The organism is Flintibacter muris, assembly GCF_943192995.1.
In the GTDB taxonomy this organism is placed as follows: Bacteria; Bacillota; Clostridia; order Oscillospirales; family Oscillospiraceae; genus Lawsonibacter; species Lawsonibacter muris.
Window position 1 is genome coordinate 178,004 of sequence record NZ_CALPCP010000003.1, and the last position, 25,205, is coordinate 203,208.

20 protein-coding genes and 1 pseudogene are annotated in these 25,205 nt (G+C 59.8%); 10 read left to right on the forward strand and 11 right to left on the reverse strand.

Annotated elements, in window-relative coordinates; all coding sequences use genetic code 11:
* Positions 1–51 precede the first annotated feature (51 nt).
* The 4 genes from NFS22_RS04645 to NFS22_RS04660 all read right to left on the reverse strand — a co-directional run bounded on the left by NFS22_RS04645 (position 52) and on the right by NFS22_RS04660 (position 4,468).
* A complete protein-coding gene (locus tag NFS22_RS04645) occupies positions 52–2,394 on the reverse strand; it encodes a sensor histidine kinase (RefSeq protein WP_251316572.1) in 2,343 nt (780 codons plus the stop codon).
* The gene (locus tag NFS22_RS04650; RefSeq protein WP_251316573.1) at positions 2,369–3,064 is read right to left on the reverse strand and encodes a response regulator transcription factor; all 696 of its coding nucleotides are present in this window, start codon (positions 3,062–3,064) and stop codon (positions 2,369–2,371) included. The genes NFS22_RS04645 and NFS22_RS04650 overlap by 26 nt, the downstream gene beginning before the upstream one ends.
* Before the next feature lie 184 nt (positions 3,065–3,248).
* Entirely contained in the window at positions 3,249–3,770 is a 522-nt protein-coding gene (locus NFS22_RS04655) for a spore maturation protein (protein WP_251316574.1), read from the reverse strand.
* Between the two features lie 125 nt (positions 3,771–3,895).
* The gene (locus NFS22_RS04660) at positions 3,896–4,468 is read right to left on the reverse strand and encodes a nucleoside recognition domain-containing protein (protein WP_338147936.1); all 573 of its coding nucleotides are present in this window, start codon (positions 4,466–4,468) and stop codon (positions 3,896–3,898) included.
* A 258-nt stretch (positions 4,469–4,726) separates the two neighbouring features.
* Here NFS22_RS04660 and NFS22_RS04665 point away from each other — a divergent pair, with 258 nt between their 5' ends.
* Positions 4,727–4,978 carry an AbrB/MazE/SpoVT family DNA-binding domain-containing protein gene (locus NFS22_RS04665; protein WP_251316576.1) on the forward strand — a complete coding sequence of 84 codons (252 nt, stop codon included), beginning with the start codon at positions 4,727–4,729 and terminating at the stop codon, positions 4,976–4,978.
* Positions 4,979–5,038: 60 nt separating this feature from the next.
* Here NFS22_RS04665 and NFS22_RS04670 read toward each other — a convergent pair whose 3' ends face one another.
* On the reverse strand, positions 5,039–5,668 hold the full coding sequence (locus tag NFS22_RS04670) for a hypothetical protein (protein WP_251316577.1): 630 nt from the start codon (positions 5,666–5,668) through the stop codon (positions 5,039–5,041).
* A gap of 388 nt (positions 5,669–6,056) precedes the next feature.
* On the opposite strand from NFS22_RS04670, the gene NFS22_RS04675 reads away from it, so the two are divergent.
* The 5 genes from NFS22_RS04675 to NFS22_RS04695 all read left to right on the forward strand — a co-directional run bounded on the left by NFS22_RS04675 (position 6,057) and on the right by NFS22_RS04695 (position 15,467).
* On the forward strand, positions 6,057–8,567 hold the full coding sequence (locus NFS22_RS04675; protein ID WP_251316578.1) for an ATP-dependent helicase: 2,511 nt from the start codon (positions 6,057–6,059) through the stop codon (positions 8,565–8,567).
* Between the two features lie 753 nt (positions 8,568–9,320).
* Positions 9,321–11,012: an RND family efflux transporter gene (locus NFS22_RS04680; RefSeq protein ID WP_251316579.1), complete on the forward strand. Its 1,692-nt coding sequence runs from the start codon at positions 9,321–9,323 to the stop codon at positions 11,010–11,012.
* An 8-nt stretch (positions 11,013–11,020) separates the two neighbouring features.
* Complete coding sequence (locus NFS22_RS04685; RefSeq protein WP_277614742.1) at positions 11,021–11,716, forward strand: ABC transporter ATP-binding protein; 696 nt, start codon at positions 11,021–11,023, stop codon at positions 11,714–11,716.
* Positions 11,713–13,008: an ABC transporter permease gene (locus tag NFS22_RS04690; protein ID WP_251316580.1), complete on the forward strand. Its 1,296-nt coding sequence runs from the start codon at positions 11,713–11,715 to the stop codon at positions 13,006–13,008. The genes NFS22_RS04685 and NFS22_RS04690 overlap by 4 nt, the downstream gene beginning before the upstream one ends.
* A 116-nt stretch (positions 13,009–13,124) precedes the next feature.
* Complete coding sequence (locus NFS22_RS04695; RefSeq protein WP_251316581.1) at positions 13,125–15,467, forward strand: S-layer homology domain-containing protein; 2,343 nt, start codon at positions 13,125–13,127, stop codon at positions 15,465–15,467.
* A gap of 47 nt (positions 15,468–15,514) precedes the next feature.
* Here the strand turns inward: NFS22_RS04695 and NFS22_RS04700 are convergent, their stop codons facing one another.
* From NFS22_RS04700 to argC, 6 genes are all read right to left on the reverse strand, one after another.
* Positions 15,515–15,799 (reverse strand): helix-turn-helix domain-containing protein, encoded by a 285-nt coding sequence (locus NFS22_RS04700; RefSeq protein WP_338147941.1) that lies wholly within the window; start codon positions 15,797–15,799, stop codon positions 15,515–15,517.
* 410 nt (positions 15,800–16,209) lie between these two features.
* On the reverse strand, positions 16,210–17,691 hold the full coding sequence (gene nhaC / locus NFS22_RS04710) for a Na+/H+ antiporter NhaC (RefSeq protein ID WP_338147937.1): 1,482 nt from the start codon (positions 17,689–17,691) through the stop codon (positions 16,210–16,212).
* Positions 17,692–18,163: 472 nt separating this feature from the next.
* Positions 18,164–19,390, reverse strand: coding sequence for an aspartate aminotransferase family protein (locus tag NFS22_RS04715; RefSeq protein ID WP_251316583.1), 1,227 nt, complete (start codon positions 19,388–19,390; stop codon positions 18,164–18,166).
* Positions 19,391–19,450: 60 nt separating this feature from the next.
* Positions 19,451–20,332 (reverse strand): acetylglutamate kinase, encoded by an 882-nt coding sequence (gene argB, locus NFS22_RS04720; protein WP_251316584.1) that lies wholly within the window; start codon positions 20,330–20,332, stop codon positions 19,451–19,453.
* Positions 20,333–20,347: 15 nt separating this feature from the next.
* Positions 20,348–21,571 carry a bifunctional glutamate N-acetyltransferase/amino-acid acetyltransferase ArgJ gene (argJ, locus tag NFS22_RS04725; RefSeq protein WP_251316585.1) on the reverse strand — a complete coding sequence of 408 codons (1,224 nt, stop codon included), beginning with the start codon at positions 21,569–21,571 and terminating at the stop codon, positions 20,348–20,350.
* A 121-nt stretch (positions 21,572–21,692) separates the two neighbouring features.
* Positions 21,693–22,766: an N-acetyl-gamma-glutamyl-phosphate reductase gene (gene argC, locus NFS22_RS04730; protein ID WP_251316586.1), complete on the reverse strand. Its 1,074-nt coding sequence runs from the start codon at positions 22,764–22,766 to the stop codon at positions 21,693–21,695.
* Between the two features lie 263 nt (positions 22,767–23,029).
* Between argC and NFS22_RS04735 the strand changes: the two genes are divergently transcribed.
* The 4 genes and pseudogenes from NFS22_RS04735 (at position 23,030) to NFS22_RS04745 (ending at position 25,177) form a co-directional block, all read left to right on the forward strand.
* Complete coding sequence (locus tag NFS22_RS04735) at positions 23,030–23,947, forward strand: LysR family transcriptional regulator (RefSeq protein WP_251316587.1); 918 nt, start codon at positions 23,030–23,032, stop codon at positions 23,945–23,947.
* 171 nt (positions 23,948–24,118) lie between these two features.
* Positions 24,119–24,412, forward strand: a complete 294-nt coding sequence (gene yabP, locus NFS22_RS04740; protein ID WP_251316588.1) for a sporulation protein YabP — start codon at positions 24,119–24,121, stop codon at positions 24,410–24,412.
* Positions 24,409–24,666, forward strand: a pseudogene (gene yabQ / locus NFS22_RS24020) (spore cortex biosynthesis protein YabQ); the annotation flags it as partial. The gene yabP and the pseudogene yabQ, both read left to right, overlap by 4 nt.
* A gap of 235 nt (positions 24,667–24,901) precedes the next feature.
* Positions 24,902–25,177 (forward strand): FtsB family cell division protein, encoded by a 276-nt coding sequence (locus NFS22_RS04745; RefSeq protein ID WP_251316589.1) that lies wholly within the window; start codon positions 24,902–24,904, stop codon positions 25,175–25,177.
* Positions 25,178–25,205 lie beyond the last annotated feature (28 nt).

A 25,205-nucleotide genomic window follows, 5' to 3' on the forward strand; every position in this document is an offset into this window, starting at 1 on the left:
CATAAGCAATGGCCGCTGACAACACAGCGGCCATTAAAAGTGGATTAAAAATCAGGCGACGGGGAAGACGACGCAGGCAGTAAACAGATCCGCCTCGGTGGTGACGGTAAGCTGGCCGCCGCAGGCCCGGGTGAAGGAGTCCGCAATGGACAGCCCCAGGCCGGAGCCGCCGTCGGTGCGGCTCTCGTCCCCCCGGACGAAGCGGGCGGTGTAGTCCGCGCCGGGCTTCAGCTCGGCGGCGGAGGTGTTGCGCACGGTGGCTGTGGCCTGGCCCTCCGCCACAGTGAGGGTCAGGTAGACCCGGGAACCGGCCAGGGAGTATTTTAAGGCGTTGCCAATCAGGTTCTGGAACACCCGGTACAGCCGGTCGCTGTCGGCGGTGATGGGCACCTCCCCATCGGGGATAGAGGGGCGGAGGGTCAGGCCGCTGTTGTCAATGGCCTGGGCCATGTCGGCCAGGGTCTGACGCAATAACCGGGCGTAATCAAGCCGCTCCAGCTTTACGGGCAGTTGTCCAGACGCCGCCTTGCTCACCTCAAATACATCCTGAACCATGGCTTTCAGCCGCTGGGCCTTTTCTCCCATAATCTGGACGTACTCGCTGGCCGGAGGCTCTAGCGGCTCCTGGGAGAGCAGCTCAGTGTAACTGATGATGGAGGTGAGCGGGGTCTTCAGGTCGTGGGACACGTTGGTCACCAGCTCCACCTTCATCCGCTCGCTGCGGGTGCGCTCCTCCACCGCCTGGTGCAGGCCCTGACGGATGTGGTTTAGGTCGTCGGCCAGCCCGGACAGATCGCTGTTTTCCTGTAAAGCAAGTTCCCTTTCCAGCTCCCCCGCCCGAACGGCTGCGGCCTGGTCCGCCACCGCCCCGAAGTCGGTCCATAGCCGTTTCAGCCGCCAAATCAGCACCGCGCACACCAGCATCAGCAGGGCGGCGGGGGTGACGATGACCCAGACGGCCTCCAGGGGCACACCGCCCCGGTAGCTGGAGGCGTAAACCAGCAGGTTCATGTTCACCACCCCCAGCAGGAGGAGCGTCATTGCGGTGATGCCGCACACCCGGCTCAGCCGCTTCTGGACGGGCCGGTCCAGCCCCCAGGCGGCCAGCATGGCGATTACACCCCGTCTCCAGGGCCGCTTATTATACCGCCAGTCGTTGACAATCAGCAGATACAGCCCCCAGAAAACTGCCAGCAGGCCCGGCGTGTGGTCCGCAAGCTCCCGGAGGTACTCCTGGAACAGCCAGCCGCCGTTCTCGCTGAGGATAGCCACCGCCGTGCCGATGCTGGTGGTCTGCTCCACGAGGGGAATATTGTAGCTGTCATAAAAACCATTCTCTGTCAGCCACTCCTCATAGCTGATCCCATTCTGCTCCAGCTCCGCCATGATGTCGCCGTTGAGATAGACATCTCCGGGGATGGCCTCAGCCACCGGCGTATCGCCGTAGGCATAGGTCAGCTCCTGCCAGATATCCCCCAGGTACTCCGGGCGGGGGAGGCAGAAGAACACCAGCAGCAGGGCGGCCAGAATTTTCACCTCAAACCAGACCTTACCCGTCCCTCGGGCCAGGGCCATGTCCGCCCGCTGCTTATCTTTCCGCAGCAGGACGTACACCACCACCAGGGCCAAGCCCACACCCATGCGGACGACGTGCCCCATAATGTCCTCCCGGTAAGCGGCCAGATTCCGTTTTAGATAATACAGCTCGTTGTATTCCTCCGGCCCGGAGTTTCCATAGTTGCCTTTGATGAAAATCTGCGGGCTGTTGATAACGGCCATGGTCACCTTGACCTTGCTCCCCGCCTCGTCCACGGTGAAGTTCTTATAGCCGGGGACATACCACTGATAGGGCTCGTCAATGCTCTCAAAACGGTAGTAGCCGTCGCCGTAGAGGTCCAGTTCGCTGCCATCCTTCCAGGCCCGGACCTTCTCCCCGTCGAATTGCAGGAGGAAGCCGTAGCCCTCGGGCAGCTGGGCCGCTGTGGTAGAGGCGGTCAGCGTGTCGCTGTTGCTGTAAAGGGCTTCTCCTTCCTTCGCCACGGTGTAGAGGACGTTTTTATCCTCCTTCATTTTCTCATGGATGCCTTTGGCCCACCGCTCCGGGCCGGTGGAGGGTACCGGGCCGTTGCCGTCGTCCCCGCTGTAGCTGTAATAGCCGTAGGCCCAGCCCCCGGCCCCCATGGTAATGAGCCGCTCCAGCCGGGAGGAGACAAAGCCCCGAAACTCCGTTGTGTCCCGCCAGTCAGAGGCGAAGCTGTCGGAGATCCACCGCCTGCTGCCCGAGGAGGTCAGCGCTGTGCCGAAGAACAGCGCCCCCTCCAGAAGCAGAGAAACGCCCAGCAGGAAGGCCAGAAAGCCAATGATTGATTTACTTTTTTTCCATTTTGTATCCAATGCCCCACACCACCTTTAAATAGTCTGGCTCACGAGGATTGAGCTCGATCTTTTCCCGAATGCGGCGAATGTGTACCATCACGGTGCCCTCGGAGGACCAGGCCTCCTCCCCCCACACCCGGCGGTATATTTCCTCCGCGGGGAACACCCGGTCCAGGTTGCGCATGAGCAGGTCCACAATGCCCGTTTCGATATTGGTCAGCTTCACTGGCTCGCCGTCCGCCGTCAGGATCCGGATAGCGGGGTCGTAGGACAGCCGCCCGCTGGTGATGGTCCCGTCCGGAACGGCGTTCACGTCCCCCAGGCGGGTGTACCGCCGCAGCTGACTGCGCACCCGGGCCACCAGCTCCTGCATGCTGAAGGGCTTGGTCACGTAGTCGTCCGCCCCCATGGACAGGCCCAGCACCTTGTCGCTCTCCTCGCTCTTGGCGGACAGCACGATAATGGGCAGATTCCGCCGCTCCCGGATGCGCAGCACCGCCGAAAGCCCGTCCAGCCTGGGCATCATCACGTCCATCAGGATCAGCCGCAGTTCCGGGTCTACCGCCTTGTCCAGCGCCTCCATGCCGTCGTAGGCCCGGAGGACCCGCCAGCCCTCCTTCTCCAGGGCGGTGGCAATGGCGCCCACAATCTCCCGGTCGTCGTCCACCACCAAAATCGTCTCGCTCATCAGGTTTGCTCCTTCCTCGTTTGCTGAGGCCAGAATAACAAAAGTTTCTTACAAAGTCCCTGGGTTTTCTCTTACAGATTTCTTACATTTTACGCCGGGACAGCGGAAAACGCAAGAAAAGCCTTCCCCAAGCCGGGGAAGGCCTTTAGCGAAGGACAGAAAATCAGAGCAGACAGAAGTTGATTTACCCGAAACACACCCGCACCGCCCAGGCGGAGGCCAAAAAGCCGGTCAGGTCGGCGCACAGGGCGGCGGGGACGGCGTAGCGGGTTTTTGTAATGCCCACAGCGCCGAAGTAGACAGCGATGGTATAAAAGGTGGTCTCGGTGGAGCCCAGCATCACGGCGGCGGTGCGGCCCAACTGGGAGTCGGGGCCGTGGGTGGAAATCAGCTCCGCCCCCACCCCCAGAGCGGCGGAGCCGCTGATGGGCCGCACCAGCATTAGAGGCAGCAGCTCCGAGGGCAGGCCCAGCCGGTCCAGCACCGGAGACAGCACCCCGGCCAGCAGCTCCAGCGCCCCGGAGGCCCGGAGCATATACACCGCCGTCATCAGTCCCACCAGAGCGGGGATGATACGGGTGAGGGTCTCCAGTCCGGAGCCCGCCCCCCGGACCAGGGCGGAGTAGACGTCAACCCGCTGAAAGGCGGCGTAGACCGCAATCGCCCCAATGGTCAGCGGGACCAGCATGGTAAAGAATAAATCCATAGCTTACCTCCAGAAAGCTCCTTTGCGCAGCCCCAATATTTCCATAGCAATCATCAGATTTGCCCTATATGCAGGGGCGGCAATTTTGCAGATTATTATAGGTGTCAGTAATTATGAATATAGCTCTAATCCCTCCACACCCGGGCAAAAATCTTACAGGCCAAAATCCCCACCCCCACTGACAATACGGAGGCCAGCCAGACGGCGGGGAGGATGTCGAAGGGGGCGGCACAGCCCTCGGCGGCCCGGACAGAGGCCACAGTGGTGGGGATGAGCTGGATGGAGGCGGTGTTGCACACCACCAGCATGCACAAACTGTCGGAGGCCACCCCCGGGCTGGACCGGGACAGCCGGCGGGCGGCCTCCAGGCCCAGCGGCGTGGCGGCGCTGCCCAGGCCCAGCAGATTGGCGGACACATTGGCGGCGATACTGTCCATGGTGCTGGAGTCCCTTGCCGCCTGGGGAAAGAGCCGGCGCAGAATGGGGGTCAGCAGCCGGGACAGCTTGCCGGCCAGCCCCGACTGGCGCATGACCTCCATCACTCCTGTCCACAAGCACAGCATCCCCGCAATGGACAAAGCCAGCTGCACCGCCGCCGAGGTGCCCTCCACCGCCGCCGCAGCCACAGCAGGACCACGCCCCGTGGCCAGTCCGCACAGGACAGAAATTACAATCATTCCGGTCCAAATAACCGTCATAGTCAAGGCTTATCCCTCCCCTCTGCTTCAACTATACGGGGCCAACTGGAAAATCATGTCTGCGGGAAAACCAATAATTTACAAAAAAATCCAGCGCATAACCTCTTTTCCACAAAAATTCTACATTTTTTACCCTATTTTGCCCGATAGAAACAGTTGACATTGCTTTTTTTTACCGCTACAATATAGGAGAGACGAGAATGTGCCGGGGGCGCGCCCGGACCCTGGGTCTGTGATAGATAAAAAGGAGGCATTTACATGAAATCCACTGGCATTGTCCGAAAGGTGGACGAACTGGGCCGCATCGTACTGCCCATCGAACTGCGCCGCACTCTGGATATCGAGGAGAAAGACTCCTTAGAGATCTACATGGACGGCCCATCCATTGTGCTGAGAAAGTTTCAGCCTGCCTGCATTTTCTGCGACAACGAAAAGGACATTATTGAATTCCGAGGAAAGAACATTTGCCCCAAGTGCTTCCAGGAGATGAGCGCCTCCTTTGGAAAGTGAACAAGGATAAAACAGGCCCCCGGCTTACGCCGGGGGCCTGTTTATAGGTTTGATGAAAGATCAGCCGGTGATGGACATGCCGGTAAGCACGTATCCGAACATGTTGTCACAGGGCCGGAGGCTGGCCTGGAAGCTGGCCAGGACCTGGCCGTTTACCTGGTAGACCAGAGAGCCGGTGAGCGTATAGCCCTGGCCGGAGGGCCTGAGGCTGTCTACCCGGACCTGGGCCAGGTCGTCCTCACCGCAGACCACCACGTAGCAGCGGGAGACATTGTCGTAGTTCAGCCGGTCCCGGATGGCGGCGGGCGGATCGCCCAGGCGGCTGGCGTCAAGGTCCAGGGCGGCGGCGTAGTCCAGCACGGTCTCCTCAGGCAGAAGCAGCTCCCCCTGTTCCGAGAGGGCACGGCTGTCCATCTGGCCGTAGAGGGAGAGCATGTTGTACAGCCCCTCCCAGGTGAGGGCGGTGTTGTTAAAGTCGAACCGGCTGGTGTCATGGTTGAGCATGGCCAGCACCAGAGCGTGAAGGGCGGGAGTCATGGACTCCGCCGCGCCCGTCTCAGCGGGGACGTCGCCAGGGAGATAGGCCTGCTCCGGAGACGAGGCCTCCGGGCTGTTGACCGGTCCCGCGCTGTTGACAGGCAAAATGAGCATTGAGGTGATGAGGGCGGCGGTCAGTAATTTTTTAAACATAGGAAGACCTCCTTTCCAGTTTGTGCTTTTATAGCAATCGTCAGAATTGCTGCCGCTTGCAGGGGCGGCCTTTGCCGCCCGCCCGACACAGACAGAGCTATTTGGTTCTGCGGGCTGCAGAGCCGGTGTCAGCAATCTTGAACTTTACTATAGTATAGCACAGGTGTTCTGTTACCTTCTTATCGAACTCATTACGACTTGGTAAATAAATGGTTACAAATCAGTTGCAGCAGCCGGGGAGGGGCTGTCCACTGTCAGTCTATGCGGCAGGAGAGGGGGACATGCCTGTTTTTCTTTGGTTGACCGGAGGGCGGGTTTGGGATACAATGTAAAAGCGGCTCTTGGCCGCCCCTACAGGATGAATCAAACAGTGAAGGATGTTATACATATGCTTAATCAACAGCAGGAGCTTCGATTCTGCAAGGCCCGCCGGGGAGCCATTGCCCGGGACTTTGCCCGGCTGAATCCGGAGCAGCAAAAGGCGGTTCTGGCCACCGAGGGTCCCCTCCTCCTCCTGGCCGGGGCGGGGAGCGGCAAGACCACCGTTTTGATCCACCGTATCGCCAACCTGATGAAGTACGGCCGGGGGTCGGACTGTGAGGAGGTCCCGGAGTTTGTCACAGAGGACGACCTGGCCTTTTTGGAGGAATACGCCCGGACAGGGGCGGGGGACCGGTACCGCCAGGAGCGGCTGTGCCAGCTGGAAAGCGCCGCCCCCTGGACCATTCTGGCCATCACCTTTACCAACAAGGCCGCCGGAGAGCTGAAAGACCGCCTGGCCGCCATGCTGGGCCCCGCCGCCAACGATATCTGGGCCAGCACCTTCCACTCCGCCTGTGTGCGCATCCTCCGCCGGGACATTGACAAGCTGGGCTTCTCCTCCTCCTTTACTATCTACGACAGTGACGATTCCCTTCGGGTCATTAAGGATATCCTCAAGGCGCTGAACCTGGACGACAAGCAGTTTGCCCCCCGGTCCGTTCTGGGATACATCTCCCGGGCCAAAGACGCTATGAAGCTGGCCCCGGAGTATCTGGAGGAGTGTGAGAAGTCGGGGGACTTCCGGCTGATTAAAATTGCCAGGGTCTATATGGAGTACCAGCGCCGCCTGTGGGAGGCCAACGCCCTGGACTTTGACGACATTATTCTCCACACTGTCCGCCTGCTGAAGGGCTTTGAGGACGTGCGGGAATATTATCAGCGGAAATTCCGCTATGTACTCATTGACGAGTATCAGGACACCAACAATCTGCAATATCTTCTGGCGTCCACCCTGGCGGGGGGCTATGAGAACTTCTGCGTGGTGGGTGACGACGACCAGTCCATCTACCGCTTCCGGGGGGCCACCATTGAGAACATATTGTCCTTTGAGAAGCAGTACAAAGGGGCCCGGGTCATCCGTCTGGAGGAGAACTACCGCTCCACCGGCCACATTCTGGACGCGGCCAACGCTGTCATCCGCAACAACCAGGGCCGCAAGGGCAAGGAGCTGTGGACCAGAGCCGGGGCGGGGGAGATGCTTCAGCTGTACACCGCCATGAACGAGAACGACGAGGGGCGGTATGTGGCGGAGAGGATTCTGGAGCAGTTCGGCCAGGGACGGAGGTGGAAGGACCACGCCGTCTTGTACCGGATGAACGCCCAGTCCAACCAGATTGAGCAGGCCTTCAAGCGGGACGGCATCCCCTACCGGATTATCGGCGGCACCCGGTTCTTCGACCGGGCGGAGGTGAAGGACATGCTGGCCTATCTGGCCGTTCTGGACAACCCGGAGGACGACCTGCGCCTCACCCGGATCATAAACAATCCGCCCCGAGGCATTGGGGCCAGGACCATTGAGCTTGCCCAGGAACTGGCCCGCCGGGATGAGATCTCCATCTACGCCGTGATTGACAACGCGGCCATGTATCCGGAGCTGCGAAAGCCCGCCAAAAAGCTGGAGGAATTTACCCGGCTGATCCAGGAGCTGCACATGCTGCTGGTAGAAAACCAGCTGTCCCTTTCGGATTTCTATGAAGAGCTGCTGGCCCGCACCGGCTACGCCGTCATGCTGGAGAGCAAAAACACTGTGGAGGACCAGGGCCGCCTGGAAAATGTGCGGGAGCTGCTCACCTCCATCAACAGCTATCTGGAAAACCGGGCCGATCAGGGGGAGAGCCTGTCCCAGGCCCTGCGCGGCTTTTTGGACGAGATCGCTTTGTACACCGATATCGACAGCCACGACCCCAATCAGGACTGCGTGGTGATGATGACCATGCACGCCGCCAAGGGGCTGGAGTTTCCGGTGGTCTTTGTGGTGGGGGCGGAGGAGGGAATTTTTCCCGGTATCCGCGCCATTGGCGAGACGGAGGAGATGGAGGAGGAGCGCCGGCTGTGCTATGTGGCCATGACAAGAGCCAAGCAACAGCTGTATCTCACCTGCGCCAACCAGCGCATGCTCTTTGGACGCACCAGCGCCAACCGCCCCTCCCGGTTTGTGGACGAGATTCCCCCCGAGCATCTGGAGCGGTCGGGCAGAAGCTTCCTGTCTGATCTGGGCGGGGAGGACTGGGGCGGCATGCCCAGCCGTGCCTCTGGCTACGGCGGGTACGGCCAGCGGCCCGCTTACGGGGCGGGACGGGGGGAGCGGGAGGGCTCCGGCTTGCCCCGCGCCGGCGGACATACTCCTGTGAGCGGTTTGCCGGACCGCCGCTCCATGCCGGCGACGTCACGTCCTGCTGCGGCACCCTCCCTCCAGCTGGCCAAGGGCGATATGGTGGACCACAAGGCCTTTGGAAGGGGAATGGTCCTCTCCGTCCAGCCCATGGGGGGCGACGCCCTGGTGGAAATCGCCTTTGACAACGTGGGTACAAAGCGGCTGATGCTCAAGTCCGCCGCGGCCCATATGACCAAGACTTAGAACCTGTATTCACAGGCGTTGAACGCCGTCTGGCCGGGTCTTTAGCTGCCCTGCCGCGTTAAAAAATCTTGAAATACATCCAGCATTCCTGCGATTTTTTGCCTTGCAGGCCGGCAAAATCCCTCGTCCATCCGGCATCCTCCGCCTATGAATACAGGTTCTTAAAATTATCTCTTGCGTTTGCCATGGCGGCTGTGGTATAATTAAAATGCAAGAAAGGTGAATAGTTTCCAAATGTATGCACCAAGTAAAATGAGAACCCCTGGAGAGATGGCACCTCTCCGGGGGCTCATTTTGCTATGGAGGGGCTTACTTGTCCCTTGCTGTGCCGGTCAAGCCACTTGCAGATATAGTGGCACGCTATACCCGCTGCGACAGACACAAGAAAAGCAAAAATGGTTTCCAAATGATACACCCCCTTTTGTTGCCGGTATCGTTGGGGGCAGCGCAGCTATTATACCAAAGTTCGACACAGACGGCAAGACTGATAAAAATTTCATGCTTTTTATGGAATTTTTTCAAATAGCGGGAACTTTTTTCGTGTTCCTGCGTCTATATAGCAAAGAAAAGTTTTCTTGCTGGAGCAAAGCTGTTTTGAAGCCGTTTCTTAACCAATCCTTAAGAATTTGTAATCACTTTGTAGTTGTCAGTTTACATAGCTGGGGCATATAATAAACACCGATGGACAACCGCAGGTCTGCCCGGAGGCGTAGCGCCCTGGGCAAGACTGTTTTAGATAGGAGGAGACCGAACATGCCAGAAGTAAAAGACAACCAGACTGTCCCCGCGCAGGAGGCAGCCGCCCCCGCCGAGGCCACCCCGTCCACGCCCCCCAGGCCCCCGGTGAAGAGGCCGGCAGGGAGGGGCCGGCAGAAAATTGTAAAGCGGCTTATTGCCCTGGGGGTGGCTGCGGCGGTTCTAGGCGGCGGTGGCTTTGCCCTGTACCGCTTTTTGACAGCCACGGACGACGAAGTGGGGGAGATTTTCCCCGCCATCGCCCAGATTGGCACCATCCAGAGCAAGGTGTCCGGACAGGGCTCAGCCCGAGCTAAGGAGCAGGCCGCCATCACCCTGACCCAAAGCGGCGTGGTTCAGGAGGTCTATGTCACCGGCGGCCAGACCGTTATGGCCGGTGACCCGCTGTACTCCATCTACAGTGAGGCGGCGGAAAAGGCGCTGACCGAGGCCCAGGAGGAGATGAACAAGCTGCTGGAAGAGGCCAGCAACCTCACCGTTCAGGCCCCCTTTGCCGGCAAGCTGATAGATGTGGCGGAGTTCCAGGTGGACCAGGAGGTGGGCAAGGGCGCCAAGGTTGCCACCCTGGTCAACGACAAAAAGCTGAAGCTGTCCCTCTATTTCAGCTACGCCTATGAGGGCGACATCTATGTGGGCCAGAGCGTGGACGTATCCATCCCCGCTGTGATGAAGACCTTTACCGGCCGTGTGGAGAAGATCAACAAGGTGAGCTTTATCTCTCCCGAGGGGGCTGTCCACTTTGAGGTGGTCATTGTCTTTGACAACCCGGGTACCCTCACCGAGAATATGGACGCCTCCGCCATACTTACCGCCTCCGACGGCGGAGAAATCTACCCCTATAAAAACGGCCAGACCCAGTTCTATGAGACCCGGGATGTTGTCACCAAGGCGGCCGGCCCGGTGGTCGGCCTGGGGAATCTGCTCAACTACGCCAACGTCTATGAGGGTGAACCCCTGCTGTACTTAGGCTCTTCCACCATTGACGAACAGATCCGGACCCAGCAGACCAAGCTGGACGAGGCCCAGGAGGCTATGAACGACTTTAACGCTGTGGCCCCCATTGACGGCACAGTGACCTCCTGCAACCTGGTGGAGGGCCAGGAGGTAAAAAGCGGCGACACAGTGGTCATGATCTCCAACAATGTGACTATGCTGGTGACCATCACTGTGGATGACCGGAATATCGCCTTTATCAAGCCGGGCAGCTTTGTGGACCTGTCGGACTGGAGCGGCGGCATGTACCAGGGCCAGGTCACCTCTATCGACATGGCGGGGGCGGAGAGCGGCCAGGGCATGACCAACTACCCCGTTACCCTCACGGTGGACAACTGGGACGGCTCTTTGATGGACGGCGCTTATCTGCAATACTCCTTTGTCACCAGCGAGTCTGAGGCCTGCGTGATGGTGCCCACCGCCTGTGTGCAGTACTTTAGCGAGAAGGAGACCGGCAACCGGCTGTCGGTGGTCTTTGTCCAGATGGACCAGCCCCCCGAGGAGCTGCCCGACCTGGACTATCCCACCTTTGAGCCGGGCCAGAAGCGCACCTTCCCCTCCCAGGAGGAGGGCTACTACCCCGTGGTGGTGGAGACCGGAATCGCCGACACCCAGAACGTGGAGATTATCTCCGGCGTGAACGAGGGGGATACGGTGTTCTACAACTACACCGTTACCGATTACTCCGGTTGGTGAGGTGCGCCATGCTGATCGACATTCGAGACCTCTATAAAATCTACAACGAGGGCAAGGAAAGCGAGGTAAGGGCTCTGGACGGGGTTACCCTCCAGATCAACAAGGGGGAGTTTGTGGCCATTGTGGGCCAGTCCGGATCAGGCAAGTCCACCATGATGAACGTGCTGGGCTGCCTGGACATCCCCACCTACGGGGAGTACTACCTGGACGGCAACGACATAGGCTCCCTGACCGACAAGCAGCTGGCCCGCATCCGCAACCGGGAAATCGGCTTCATCTTTCAGGGCTACAACCTGATTCAGGAGCTGGACGCCCTGGAGAATGTGACCCTGCCCCTGATTTACCGGGGGGTGTCCGTCTTCGACCGGGAGGACATGGCCATGGAGGCCCTGGCCAAGGTGGGCATGGACGACCGGGCCCACCACCGGCCCTCGGAGATGTCCGGCGGCCAGCAGCAGCGGGTGGCCATCGCCCGGGCCATCGCCACCAGTCCCCCTATCATCATGGCTGACGAGCCCACCGGCGCCCTGGACTCCCGGACAGGCCGGCATGTGCTGGAAATTCTCCGGGAGCTGTACCGGGGCGGGACGACCATCCTGCTGATCACCCACGACGACGGCATCGCCGCCACCGCCAAGCGGGTGGTACGGCTGTCCGACGGGAAGATCATCTCAGACAAACCCCAGGAGGTGGATTGGGAATGAACCTTTGGCAAGCCTTTAAAATGGCCTTCAAGTCCATCGCCATGAAGAAGACCCGGTCCTTCCTCACCATGCTGGGCATCATCATCGGCGTGGCGTCGGTGGTCATCATGGTGTCTGTCATGCAGGGCCAGGCCAAGAAGAACATGGAGTATTTTGAGAAGATGGGCGACAACAAGATCACTCTGTACGCCTACTCCTACTACGATGTGGACAACGAGACGGGTCAGAAAATTTTTGACTACTGCCTGTCCCTCAGCGACCTGATTCTGGGCATTACCCCGAATGCGGAGATCAATGACAAGGGGACGGTGCAGTACGGCTCCAAGGTGCTCCCGGTGAACGACTGGGAGGCCCTGGCCACCCCCATGCCCGGAGGGGGCATGATGATGGACGGGGATACCTCCGAGAAAATGCTCCGCTTCAAGCTGGGGTCCGAGAGCTACGGGGTGTGCAACAACTACACCCTGGCCGGCGGGCGGGAGTTTACCTACCTGGAGGTGGAAAAGACCCTGCCGGTGTGCGTGCTGGGCTCCAGCGCCAAGGAGCAGATCTTCGGCTATACCGACCCGGTGGGGGAGACCATCAGCATCAACGGCGACCCCTTCCAGGTGGTGGGCTGGTACAACAGCATGGACCTGCAGTACAGCAACGGGATGGACAGCGCCATCGTAATCCCCTACACCTTTAACCGCAGCATGAACAAGAATAACTCCATGAACCAATATGTCATCAAGGCCAAGGACGGCCCCTCCACCATTGAGGCCACCACCCGGATCGACGCCTTCCTCAACGGCATGTTCCCGAAAAACGCCGACGGCTGGCGGGAAAATGGCGACTACTCTGTGGGCAGCGACGACAGCTGGATGCAGGAGGCCCAGAAGGCCAACCTGATGCAGTCTTTGGTGATGGGGGCTATCGCTGGCATCTCTCTGCTGGTGGGCGGTATCGGTATTATGAACATTATGCTGGTCACCGTCACCGAGCGCACCCGTGAAATCGGTATCCGCAAGGCAATCGGCGCGGAGCGCTCCAGCATTATCACCCAGTTTCTTATTGAGTCGGCGGTGATCTGCTCCCTGGGCGGACTGCTGGGCATCGCCATCGGCTATGTGGGTACTATGATTGCCGGCAAGCTGATGCAGGACGTCTTTGAGGGCATGATCCTTATGCCGGAGCCCACCATTGCCATTGGGGCCTTCCTGTTCTCGGTGGTGCTGGGCATCATCTTCGGTATGTACCCCGCCATCAAGGCCTCCGGCCTCCAGCCGGTGGTGGCCCTGCGGGCGGACTAGGGAATGCACGCAATCCGCAGTCAGCTGACCGCTGACAGCCCCTTTCAAACGGGGTCTTTCCCCTGCGGGGGACGGGGAATGTCCCCAACAATGAACTAAGACAGGAGAGATAGGCTATGAGAACCTTCAAACGGCTGACGGCGGCCCTTCTGACCGTGGCGCTGGCCCTGTCCCTGACCGTACTGCCCTTGGCGGCGGCCCCCGGGTCTTTTACCGACGTGTCCGACGCCAACACCGCTCTGAACGCCGACATTCTGCGGCTGATGGGGGTGGTCAGCGGCACCGGCGGCAACGTGTTCAACCCCGGCGGCAAGCTGACCCGGGCCCAATTTTGTACCATGGTGGTCACCTTCCTCCAGAAGGGGGAGGAGGCCCCCCGCTATGCCACCCGCACCATCTTCTCCGACGTGGGGAGCGGCCACTGGGCCCGCGCCTACATCAATCTGGCGGCCAGCATTTCCGTGGCCGAGAGTGACGGAGAGAACAGCACCTCCATCCCCCTGGTCTCCGGCGTGGGGGACGGCCGCTTCCTCCCGGACGACAATATTTCTATGGCTGAAGCCGTTACCATTCTTCTCCGGGGCCTGGGCTATACCAGCAAGGAGGCGGGCGCCCTGTGGCCCCAGGGCTACATGAATCTGGCCGGCTCCATTGGCCTGACCGAGGGCCTGGACCTGGCAGCCGGGACGGCCATCAGCCGGGCCCAGGCGGCCCAGCTCTTTGTCAACGCCCTGTCCTGCAAGACCAAGGACGGCAAGGCGTACTATGAGACCATAGGCCATGTGGCCAACGCCCAGGACAAGAGCATCATCCTGTCTGTCAACGTGGAGACGGACGACGGCAGTACCATTGGCGCCATCCGCACCACCGGTATGGATAAAAACTCCGAGTCCTACCTCCCCGCCCATGGGGACGGCAATGTCACCGCACTCCAGGGCAAGCGGGGCTACCTGGTGCTCAACGACAAGGATGAGGTAGTGGCCTTTGTGCCCGACAACAGCACCGCCACTACGATTGTCCTCAGCGGCAACGCCCAGGCCGGCTACGTGAAGGCCGACAACGGCAAGCAGTACACCATCTCCAGCGGGACCAGGGTATTTGACTCCGCCTCCTCCGAGGGCAAGGACTATCTGAGCGCTTACAGTTCCCTTACCACAGGCACCCAGATTACCATGTACTCCGAAAAGGGCAAGATCGTGGCCATCTACTCCACTGGCGGCACCAATACCATTGACTCGGGAGCCGTAGTGGTCATGGGCAACGCCACCGCCGCTACCTTCCACAGCATCACCGGCGGTGCCACCAACTTCAACATCATCAAAGACCGCCAGTCCATCCGCATCAGCCAGATCAAGCCCTACGACGTGGCCACCTACGATCCCCTCAGCAACACCCTTGTGGTGTCCGACCTGCGCATGACCGCCGTTTACACCGACCCAATGCCCAACCCCAAGACCCCCCAGACCATCAAGGTGGTGGACAAGGAGCTGGAGGTGCTGGAGAGCGCCTGGGACACCATTGGCGATCTGAAGCCGGGGGACAATGTATCCCTCCTCCTCACCGCCGACGGCATGGTGGCCGGTATTGTCCCCGCCAGCGCCCAGGTCCGTTCCACCGCCATTGGCACCGCCAGCTCGGGCGGCGTGACTGTCTATCTGCCCAACGGCGGCACCCTGGAGCTGTCCGGCAAGGTGTCCAACGCCTCCAGCGTGACGGCCAATGAGCCGGTGGTCATCTCCTCCGTGCGGGATGCCTTTACCGTCAGCCGGCTGGTGACCAGCCGGGCCCCCGGTGTCTTCAATGTGACCAACATGACGCTGGGCGACCTCACCGTCTCCCCCAGTGTCCGGATCTATGAGCAGCTCAAGGGCAGCACCTTACAGCCTGTGGACCGTGGCAGCCTGACCATGGACACCATCCCGGCGGACAAGGTCAGCTACCACACTAACAGCTCCGGCATTGTGGACTATATCGTGCTGGAGGATGTCACCGGCGTGGCCTACATCTACGGCATGATGGTAGGCGGCTACGAGGGTGAGGAGGACCACGAGAAGTACGTCTGGCACCTGCGCAGCGGCAGCCAGGAGATTGACTTTGCCCGTACCACCTCCTACAAGGGCAGCAGCGGCGATATGGTGGGCGTGGTCCTGGGCTCCAATCAGGAGGGCAGCGCCACCATCCGGGAGATTATCAAGCTCCAGGAGGTCAAGCAGGTGAACGCCTCCGACTTCTTCGACAGCCAGGGTGAGCCCTACGTCCGGGTGGGCGCCCACACCTACCGCATCTCCAGTGATGTGGAGTGCTACTACAACCGCACAGGCAACCAGGTGGCCAAGGACAACTGGCTGACCAACGCCAGCGGCACAGACCGCTTCAACGCCATCAAGACCTACTCCCAGACCTATACCATCTATATTGATCCCGTAGGCCAGCAGGTGCGCATTATCGTGGCCAACTGATTCCAAACAGAACAGCCCCCCGGCGAGAGCCGGGGGGCTGTTCTGCGCTATAACGGTTGTTCCGCTGCCAGGTCGATAAAACGACGGACCAGCTCCAGCTGCCCGGCGTTCAAAGTGCGCAGCTTTTCCGCTACCGACCTCCAATCCTCCTCAGGCCAGCGGCTGGTCCCCACCAGAAACCCGTCCGGCGCGGTGTCCAGTGCGAGGGCCAGCTTCATAATAACTTCGGTGGAGGGGATGGATATGGCGCGCTCAATGTTGGACATATATGGGTTGCTTATATCAATGATTTCACTAATATGTTTATTCCTGACCCAATTCCATATATTGATGAAATTATTATGCTGGCTGGTCTTCTAAAATCTGATTGACTGGGGGTAAGTGTAAAAATGGGTTTTTTCAGTATAAACATTAAGGTTTTAGATAGTGTCTACACAAGGCGAAGGGATTGTGATTGAATGGAAGTATCTTAAAAAGACAGGGGAGAGAAAGATGGATGCTTCGTATCATCGGCATGACATAAGCGATAAAGTGTGGGAGTTACTTGAATACATCTGGCCGTGGATGCGAATGGTATGCCAGTCCGAATCCTTGTTACAGAAGGTGCCCGAGCGGATTGTAAAAAAGCTGTCCACCTGATAGAGGGTATTTCCGCAGAAACTCTGCTGGCGGATCAAGAACAGGAGTCCGCCGTTTTGGCGGACTCCTGTGTGCTTGCAATTATTTCAGATGCCAGCGGCAATTACGCCTTGGCCTTCTGCTTCTTGAAGGGCTTGCCGTCCAGGTCCTTCAGGGTGATGCCGGTAACCACGAAGAGGATGTTTATCAGCGGCATCATCCAGTTGAACAGCGCGAAGGGAGCATAGGTAGCCACCTCGATGTCCAGCGTGGAGGAAATGAAGGTACCGCAGGTATTCCAGGGAATCAGGGCGGAGGTCACGGTGCCGGCGCCCTCCAGAGCGGAGGACAGCACGGTGGGATGCAGGCCCATCTTGCGGTACTCCTCGGCGTACATACGGCCGGGGACCACGATGGAGATGTACTGCTCGGGCATGGTGGCGTTGGAGAACACGCAGGTGCCCTCGGTAAGAACGACCAGGCCGACGGGGCCCTTGGCCAGCTTCTTGAGCTGGTCCACAACGACCTCCAGCTGGTGGGTGTACTCCATAATTCCGCCGAACATCATGGCGATGATGGTCATGGAGACGGAGAACATCATGTTCAGGATGCCGCCGCTCTCCAGCAGGCGGGTCATGGTATAAGCGGTTTCTTCGGTGAGGTTGGCTTCAAACATGGCCAGCGCGGCATCGTTAAACTCGTAGCCGTTGATGCCGAAATTAAAAATCGAACCCAGGTTGCAGTTGGGCTGGAAAATCATGCCCAGCGCGCCGCCTACCACAATGCCCAGGGTAATGCCCGGGATGGCCGGGACCTTCATGGCCACCGCCACAATGACGACCACGGGGGGCAGCAGCAGGATGGGATTGATGTTGAACACACCGCCCTCGGCGGCATTCAGAGCCATGGCAAACTCGTTGACGCGGCTCATGTCGGCGTCGCCGCCGTGATACTGCGTGGCACCCATGATGCCAAAGATGACCAGCACAATGCCGTAGGTCACCGCGGTGGGCAGCAGCATGGCCTTCACATGGCTCATCACGTCGGTGCCGGCCATGGCGGGGGCCAGGTTGGTGGTGTCGGACAGGGGGGACATCTTATCGCCGAAGTAGGCGCCGGACAGGATGGCGCCGGCGGTCATGGCGGGGCTCATGCCCAGGCCGAAGCCAATGCCCATAAAGGCCACGCCCATGGTGCCCATGGTGCCCCAGGAGGTGCCGGTGGCCAGGGAGGTGATGGAGCAGATCAGCACAACGGCAATAAAGAAGATAGCGGGGTGCAGGATCTTCAGGCCATAGTAGACCATAGAGGGCACCACGCCGGCGTCAATCCAGGTGCCGATGAGGATACCGACGATAATCAGGATACAGCAGGACTGGAGGGCCTTGTAGATGCCGTCCATCATGGATTTCTCAATTTCATCCCACTTATAGCCCAGATGCATTGCCATCAGGGCCGCAGCGCAGACACCCACAAACATGGGAACATGGGGATCGACCTCATAGTACATGATGCCCACCGCCAGGGCGAGAATCAGGACGGCCAGGGTAATCAGGGCCTCCCAAAGCTTGGGCATGCGGCCGTTCGTTTTCTTTGTTTCACTCACTGATGTTACCAACCTTTCTTAATGCATACACTCCTTTGTCCGGGAATCCGTCAGGTTCCAAGACAAACAAATGCATTTGTGTGGGATAACGTTACGTTTTCTGGTAATCCGTGGGTATTCCGCGCAGAGTTAATCGCAACACCTCTCCTCCCCTGTTCCTCTCCTCTTGCGCCCGTCCGGACGAGGCGGATGGCCCACATCCGGGCCGCGATTTTATTATACTACAGCGCTGACAAAAACGCAAGTATTTTTCCAAAAAGATTCACTTTTCAGAGGTTGAAGTGAAGCTCCGTCTATTTTTGTCGGCGATTTTTACCAAAGTAAAAAGATAACTTCATAGGGCGGTTATGCGTTTATAACAACAACTTGTGCTTGCCGCAACGCGGCAGATGCAGGATTTCCTGCATGTAAAGCACACACCTGTCCCCTGACAGACGGGCACCCGGCCCGTCTGCCAGGGAGAAATCTTGTCTTATTTGCCCAGCTCGGTGAGCGCCTTGTCCACGGCGGCCACAACGATGTCGCACTCGGCCTCGGAGGCAATCAGAGGCGGGATGAAGCGCAGTACGTTGCCGGCGGTGCAGTTGATGAGCACGTTCTGCTCGAAGCACTTGTCCACAATCTTGGGCCCGATCTCATTGTCGGTGAGCTCCACGCCGTTGATCATGCCCAGGCCCCGGACCTCCTTGGCCACGCCGGGGTGCTTGTCGACCATCTTCTGCAGCTCGGCACGGAAGTGCTCGCCCACCTTGACGGCGTTGTCCATCACGCCCTCGTTGAGCATGGTGTCCAGGGTGGCGGCGGCCAGGCCGCAGGCCAGAGGACCGCCAGCGAAGGTGGAGCCGTGGGTGCCGGGAATCAGGGTCTTGGCGGCGTCGCCCCGGGCGCAGACCGCGCCGATGGGCACACCGGAGCCCAGCGCCTTGGCCATAGAGCAGGTGTCGGGCTCCACGCCGTAGTTCTGGTGGGCAAACAGCTTGCCGGTACGGCCGGAACCCACCTGAACCTCGTCGAACATGAGAAGGATGCCCCGCTCATCACAGATGTCACGCAGGCCCTGGAGGAACTCCTGGGTGGCGGGACGGACGCCGCCCTCGCCCTGGACGGGCTCGGTGAGGATGGCGCACACCTTGTCGTCCAGCTGCTCCTTCACAGACTCCAGGTTGTTGAACTCAGCGTAGCGGAAGCCCTCGGGCAGGGGGGAGTACCACTTGGGATTATGGACGATCTCCTGGCCGGTGGCGGTGGCGGTGGCCAGGGTGCGGCCGTGGAAGCTCTTCAGCATACTGATGACCACGTAGCGCTCGGGGTGGCCGTGGTCCACGGCGTACTTACGGGCCAGCTTGATCTGGCCCTCGTTGGCCTCGGCGCCGGAGTTGGCGAAAAGCACCTTCTCAAAGCAGCTGTTCTCCACGATCATCTTGCAGACCTGGATGGCGGGGGCGTTGTAATAGTAGTTGGAGCAGTGGAGCATGGTGTGGGCCCGCTCCTCCATGGCCTTCACAATGGCGGGGTGGCAGTGGCCCAGGCCGTTGACGGCGATACCGCCCACAAAGTCCAGGAACTTGCGGCCGTCCAGGTCCCACACGTAGCAGCCCTCACCCTTATCCATGACAATGGGCATACGGGCATGGTTGCCATACAGATACTTGTCGGCGTCGGCAATGGCGGCGGCGTTGCTGGTGTAATTCTGAAGCATAGGGATGACCTCCTAAATAAATTTTATGTTGCTCCCGCCCCCGCAGGGGCGGGAATTGGATCACTTATTCCACTTGATGCCCACGCTGGGCTGGGCAGTGCCCACAGTGGTGCCGATACCCTCGGTGGAGAAGGCCTCATACAGCATGCTGTGGGGCTGGCGCCCGTCGATAATATGGACGCTGGTGACACCCTCCTCAATGGCCTGCACACAGCAGTCCACCTTGGGGATCATACCGCCGGCAATGGTGCCCTGGTCCTTCAGGCCCTGAACGTCGGCCACGTTCAGGTAGGAGATGACGTCCCGCACCTTGATGTCGTTGCACAGGCCCTCAATGTCGGTGAGGATCATCAGCTTCTCCGCCTTCAGCGCCCCGGCCAGCTTGCTGGCGGCGGTGTCGCCGTTGATGTTGAAGCTGTTGCCCTGGCCGTCGGTGCCCACGGGGGCCACCACGGGGATGAACCCGGCGTCCAGCATGGCCAGCACCGGTTCGGCGTTGACCTTCACCACGTCGCCCACATAGCCCAGCTCCTCGCTGCGCTGGACGCACTGGAACAGGTTGCCGCTGATGCCGGACAGGCCGACGGCCTTGCCGCCCTGGGCGTTGATGCGGCCCACCAGCTCGCTGTTCACCTGGCCGATAAGGACCATCTCCACCACCCGGATAATCTCGGCGGAGGTGTAGCGCAGACCGTTGATGAATTTCACGGGGATATCCAGCTGCTCCAGCATCTTGTTGATGCCGGGGCCGCCGCCGTGGCACAGCACGGGCTTGAGGCCCATGGCCTTGAGGAGGACCACGTCCTTAATGACGTTGGCTTTCAGCTCCTCGTTAATCATGGCGTTGCCGCCGTACTTGATGACCACGATCTTTCCGGCGTACTTGCTCAGGTAGGGCAGGGCCTCCAGCATGGTCTCCACTTTATTGGCGATTTCGTTCATGCGGTCTCCTTCCCATCAAGAGCGGTAGTCGCCGTTGATCTTCACATAGTCGTAGGTCAGGTCGCAGCCGAAGGCGGTGGCCTGGCCGTCGCCGCTGTGGAAGTCCACAATAATGGTGATATCGTGCTCGGTGAGGACAGCTTTGGCCAGCTCCTCGCTGAAATCGGTGCCGAAGCCGGCCTCCATCACCGCCACCTCACCGGCGGCGCTCTTGAGGATGCAGTCGGCCTTGGTGGGGTCCACGTCCGCGCCCGAGTAGCCGGCAGCGGCCATGATGCGGCCCCAGTTGGCGTCCCGGCCAAAGACGGCGGCCTTGAACAGAGTGGAACCGGCGATAGACCGGGCCACCAGGCGGGCGTCCTGTTCGGTGGGCAGGCCCTTGGCCTCCACAATCATCAGATGGGTGGCGCCCTCGCCGTCAGCGGCGATACGGCGGGCCATGTCAATGCAGATGCCGTCCAGCAGGGCGGCAAAGGCCTCCTTGTCCTCCTCAGTCTCAATGGCAACGCCGGAGGCCCCGTTGGCAAACAGGAACAGGGAGTCGTTGGTGGAGGTGTCGCCGTCCACGGTGAGCATATGGAAGCTCTTGTCAGCGGCCCGCTTCAGCAGGGGCTGGAGAACAGAGGCCTCCACCTTGGCGTCGGTGGTGACATAGCTGAGGGTGGTGGCCATGTTGGGGTGAATCATTCCGGAGCCCTTGGCCATGGCGCCGATACGGATGGTGCCGCCGGACAGCTCCAGCTCATAAGCCACTTCCTTCTTCGCCAGGTCGGTGGTCATGATGGCCCAGGCGGCGTCGGTGCCCTGCTCCACAGTCATGTTGGGCACAATGCGGCGCACACCGTCCAGCACCTTCTCCACAGGCAGCTGCTGGCCGATAACGCCGGTGGAGCTGACGAACACCTCGTCCTCCCCCAGGCCCAGCAGCTCCTCAGCCAGGACCTCCACCTTCTTGGCGTTGGCCAGGCCCTGCTCGCCGGTGGCGGCGTTGGCGTTGCCGCTGTTGATAACCACAGCCCGGGCCTTGCCCTTCTTCAGCACCTCCCGGCCCAGCAGCACGGGGGCGGCGCAGAACTTGTTGGTGGTGAACAGGGCCGCGCAGGAGGCGGGCTCCTGGGAGTAGAGGACGGCCACGTCGGGCTTGTCGCTCTTGCGGCTCTTCACGCCCACATAGCAGGCGCCGGCCAGATATCCCTTGGGGCTGGTAATGCTGCCGCCCTCGATCACTTTATAAGCCATAAGCGTTTTGCTCCTTTCTAAATTACAGATGCGAACCAAGCGTAGAATCAGGGGATTTCAGCTGCTTGGCTGACTCTTTCGCTTCATAAGGCCCCCTTCGCAAGGGGGCTCCCGGCGGAGATCAGGGGTACATGGGAGGGATCATCAGGCCGGTGGTCTCGGGCAGGTCAAAGATGATGTTCATGTTCTGGATGGCCTGGCCGGCGGCGCCCTTGCCAATGTTGTCAATGACGGAGCTGATGACGGCTCTCTTGGTGCGCTTGTCGAAGGTGGGAGTGATGCAGCACAGGTTGGTGCCGGCGGTCCACTTGGTCTGGACGGGCTTGCTGGCGGGGAACACGTGGACAAAGGGCTCGTCCTTATAGTAACGATTGTAGAGCTCAAACAGCTCCTCATCGCTGGTATCCTTGTTCAAGGTGGCATACAGGGTGACCTCGATACCCCGGATCTGGGGGGTGAGGTGGGGCTGGAAGTTGATGAACTGCCAGGTCTCAGGCTTCATCAGGTCCTTGCCGGTAATGTAAGCGATATTCTGCTCGATCTCGGGGGTGTGGCGGTGGCTGCCGCCCAGGGCGTAGGCGCAGAAGCTGTTGCTGGCCTCGGCCAGCAGCTTGTTGGGGGCAGGACGGCGGCCGGCTCCGGTAAAGCCACTCTTGGCGTCCACGATGATGGTGTTCTCCACCACCATACCCTCCTTCAGGATGGGCATCAGGCCCAGAGTGGAGGCGGTGGGGTAGCAGCCGGGATTGGAAATCAGGCTGGCTCCCTTGGCCAGGTCACGCATAACCTCGGGGATGCAGTAGACGGCGTCCTTGGTCATCTGATGATCGGGATGGTCCAGGTGGTACCACTTCTCCCAGGTCTTGGCGTCCCGGAAGCGGATATCGGCGCCGAAGTCGATAAACTTCTTGCCCCCGGCCAGCACCTTGGCAGCGATACCGGGCACGGTGCCGGCGTCTACAGCGGTGAAGACCACGTCGCTGTCCCGGACGATCATATCGAGAGTGGCGTCGTCCATGGGCAGGATCTCCTGGTCGTAAAAGCCCACCAGAGCGGGGTGCTCGTCCTGGATCTTGTGGCCGGCGGCGAAGCTGTCGGCCAGGTGTGCCACCTGGGTTTCAGGATGGTTCACCATCAGGCGGAGGAGCTCACCCAAGGCATAGCTGGCGGCGCCGCAAACAGAAAAACGGATCATGATACATTACCTCCTTGAATATTCCGCCCGTATTTTACACGGGCTTTTGGAAACTTTTTGAAGCGTTAAACGCCTACTGCCGCAACCTTTACCGGCTTTTTTGCCCCTTTCTCAAAGACACCGATATAGATTGTGTTGAATTTTCCTGGTTCTTATTATATAATTATTGGACAGAATATACAAGCCATGATTTTTTCTGTCAAACATTCCGTTTTTGAATGAATCTTTGGTTTAAATACACAAAGAAAAGGAGCCGATTTCTTATGAGCATCCAGAAGTACATCGCCTATCTGAAGACCATCGAGACCGGCAGTATCACCCGCGCCGCCGCCCAGCTGGGCTATACCCAGTCCGCCGTCAGCCGCATGATCGCCGACCTGGAAAAGGGTTGGGGCGTCACCCTCCTTACCCGGAACCGCTCCGGCATCGAGATCAGCTCCGAGGGGCTGATGCTGCTGCCCAAGCTCCAGGTCATCTGCTCCGGTTATGAGTCCCTCAATCGCACAGTGGCCGAGCTGCACAGCCATACCTCTGGCTCCATCCGGGTGGGTACCTTCTCCAGCTTCTCCTGCGGCCTGCTCCCCGCCATTATCAAATCCTTTCAGGAGACCTATCCCCACATCAACTTCAATCTGCTTAACGGGGAGTACAACGAGATTGCTGGCTGGCTGCGCAAAGGGCTGGTGGACTGCGGCTTTGTCGCCCTGCCCGCCGCTGATGACTTGGACACCTCCTTCCTGGTTCAGGACAGCCTGGTGGCCGTCCTCCCCCAGGACCACCCCATGGCCGACGCCCCCTATTTTCCCGTGGAAATGCTGTCCAACGAGGATTTTATTAACGTAAGAGAGGAACAGGACTACGAAATCGCCAAGTTTCTGGATGAGCTCCAGCAAAAGCCCAAAATTCGCTACGAGAGCAGCGACGACTACGCCATCCTGTCTATGGTGGAGGCCGGCCTGGGCATTAGCATAATCCATGACCTGATGCTGATCCCCAACCGCTATCACGTGGTGGCCAAGCCCTTCGATATGCCCATCATCCGGGATATCGCTGTGGCGGTCAAAAAGGACGCCGCCCTGTCCACCATCACCCAGTTGTTCGTGGACCACACTAAAAAGTGGGCCAGACAACAGTTCCTCTCCTCCATCCATGGCCAGGTCCCCCCTTGTGGACACATTTAGGGGCAGGCCGGTATGGATTGACAGACAACGAAAAGCCCTTGCCGATGTTGCCATCAGCAAGGGCTTTCTAATACGGTTTTGTCACCCACAAGCCGCAAAGGAGCACCTTTCTCAAAGCAGTCATAAACCCTGCTGCTCTCCCCATAGGATAGAGGGAAAGGGGGAAGCGCTATGGCGTTTGTGGACGACCGGGCCCGTCCCGAGATGGCCCACCACATCATTTTGGAGGAGCGGGAGCAGCTGTCCGTCTCCGGCGTGGAGGAGGTGGAGAGCTTTGATGAGAACACCATCCTCCTCACCACCGCCCAGGGGGCCCTGGAGATCCAGGGGGAGGGACTGCATATCGAAAAGCTGTCACTGGACGGGGGCGACCTGCGGGTGGAGGGCCGGGTGAGCGCCCTGATCTACGAGACCGACATTGGACGCCGGGGCGGCGGATTTTTCTCCCGGCTGCTGGGCGGATGACCGTGGATGTGGTGCAGCAGAGCCGGGCCCTGTGCCAGGCCTTGCTGCTGGGGGGTGCCATGGGGGTGGTGTACGACCTGTTCCGCATCCTGCGGGTGCGGGTGAAGGTCCCGCTGCTGGGGCCGCTGCTGGACCTGCTGTTCTGGCTGACGGCCACAGCGGCCCTCTTTGTCTGGTCTCAGGGGGCCTGGGGCGGACAGGTCCGGCTGTACGGCGCGGCCTTCTGCCTGGTGGGCGGAGCCCTGTATTTCTGGGCAATCAGCCCGTGGCTGCTGCGTTTGGGGTACCTGGGAGCCGATTTGATGGCCGCTCTTTTGGGCATTTTGACCTTTCCGCTGGGGGTAGCGGGGGCACTTCTGAAAAAAATCAGAAAACTTATAAAAAATGTCTTCCTTTCCAGTTCAAAATGGTATAGAATAGATTCCACAACAGAGCAGTTGGATACAGCGGCCCGCCGCCGTACCCTTCGGGAGAGAGGAGAGGATGTTCATGACCTTCAAACGGGCCGGATTTTTGACCAAAATCGTTGTGCTGGTGTTGCTGATTTACATGGCCATCTCTCTGCTGGACCTGAGGGGGAAAATCCAGGACGTTCAGGCTCAGCGGGACAACCTGGCCAGGCAGGTGTCCGACCAGCGTTTGGCAAACAAAAAGCTGGAAGACGCCATCGCAAACAGCTCAGACCCTGAGATGCTGGAGCAGGTGGCCCGGGACCGGGGCTATGTGGAGGAGAACGAAACTCTGTTTATCGACGTGGCCAACTGACTGGCCGCGCCGCCGCAGTACGTGTGTT